Annotated in this window: 4 protein-coding genes; all 4 read left to right on the forward strand. The window is 43.5% G+C overall.

From position 1 onward, the window contains the following. Positions 1-368: BON domain-containing protein (locus tag R7P69_RS24730; RefSeq protein WP_140133172.1), on the forward strand; the 368-nt coding region annotated here is incomplete at its 5' end. A gap of 45 nt (positions 369-413) precedes the next feature. Continuing rightward, entirely contained in the window at positions 414-590 is a 177-nt protein-coding gene (locus R7P69_RS24735) for a DUF1328 family protein (protein ID WP_005478615.1), read from the forward strand. 8 nt (positions 591-598) lie between these two features. Then, positions 599-796 carry a hypothetical protein gene (locus tag R7P69_RS24740; protein ID WP_025607697.1) on the forward strand — a complete coding sequence of 66 codons (198 nt, stop codon included), beginning with the start codon at positions 599-601 and terminating at the stop codon, positions 794-796. 91 nt (positions 797-887) lie between these two features. Then, a partial coding sequence (locus tag R7P69_RS24745; RefSeq protein ID WP_318121757.1) for a hemerythrin domain-containing protein occupies positions 888-1303 on the forward strand: 416 nt, incomplete at its 3' end.

The following is a 1303-nucleotide window of genomic DNA, read 5'->3' on the forward strand; positions in this document are numbered from 1 at the left end:
AGGTGGTTACGCTGACAGGTTCGGTCAATAACGATTTGGAAAAGTCGCTGGCAGAAGAGTTGGTTTCAGGCCTTGATGGTGTGAAAAAAGTAAATAACGAGCTAACGGTAGTGAGTGAAAATAAACAAGATGCCGATTCTGATGCATTTGCTGCATTAACGGATTCAAAAATTACTACTATTGTGAAAACTCGTTTACTGATGGATACCAGCGTTAGTGGTACAGACATTGATGTCACCACAGAAAATAAAACCGTAACCTTAACCGGTAAAGTGAACTCAGATGCCGAGCACGATCTGGCATTATCGATTGCAAATAATACCAACGATGTAAATAAGGTTGTCGATAAGCTTGAAGTTGTTCAGTAATAACTAATATTGAGCTTTCACTTTAAAAAATAAGGAGACAACACCATGGTTCGTTGGATGTTTATTTTCCTTGCTTTGGCTCTCGTTTCAGCGGTACTCGGATTTAGTGGTATTGCCGGTGCCGCCGCAGCTGTCGCGCAAGTGATATTTTATCTGTTCCTGTTGTCATTAATTGTATCAATAGTATTTGTGATACTTGGAAAGAAAAACGTAAATAGATAGGAGTTAGCATGCGAGTTACGTCATTTATTTATCGTATCGCCGCAGTATCTGGTTTGGTATTTGCTTTAGCGGCGTGTAGTGATGAAGGGCCAATGGAAAAAGCGGGCAAAAAATTGGATGAGACTGCGGAAGAAGCGCAAAACGCCATTGAAGATGGTTGTGAAAACCTTAAAGAGAATCTGAACGCGGAAGACAAAGATTGTTAAGCGTTCACCTCATCCATCAACAGCAAAAAAGGGCGGCGTGATAACCGCCCTTTGTTTTACCAACTATTCTTAATCCGATAAGGAGTCAGAGATGAAGAACATATTCGATGTGCTAAAAGAAAGTCATGAAAAACAGCGCCTTTTGCTGGATGCACTGATGGAAACATCCGGAGATTCCCCAACTCGTCGAGAGTTTTATCGTGACCTAAAGCACGAGCTTGAGCAACATGCCGCAGCCGAAGAGCGTTACTTTTACGCACCGCTGATTGAGAGCGATAAGACGATCGATATGACACGTCACGGTATTGCCGAGCACCACGCCATCGACAAAGTAATCGCTCAGTTGGATGACACCGCGTGGAGCTCGCCCGCTTGGCTTACGCACATGAAAACACTGCGCCACAAGGTACTGCACCATCTGGAAGAGGAAGAGCAACGCTTTTTCCAAATGGCAGGCAAGGTGATGTCCGATAAACAAAAACAGCAGTTGGCCAATGACTATATCGA

The sequence above is a fragment of the Vibrio sp. 661 genome, assembly GCF_033339315.1.
Lineage (GTDB): Bacteria > Pseudomonadota > Gammaproteobacteria > Enterobacterales > Vibrionaceae > Vibrio > Vibrio alginolyticus.

What these genes read in the sequence shown, in the direction of transcription:
- R7P69_RS24740 (WP_025607697.1), top strand. Translation starts at nt 599, where the DNA reads ATGCGAGTTACGTCATTTATTTATCGTATCGCCGCAGTATCTGGTTTG.
- R7P69_RS24735 (WP_005478615.1), top strand. Translation starts at nt 414, where the DNA reads ATGGTTCGTTGGATGTTTATTTTCCTTGCTTTGGCTCTCGTTTCAGCG.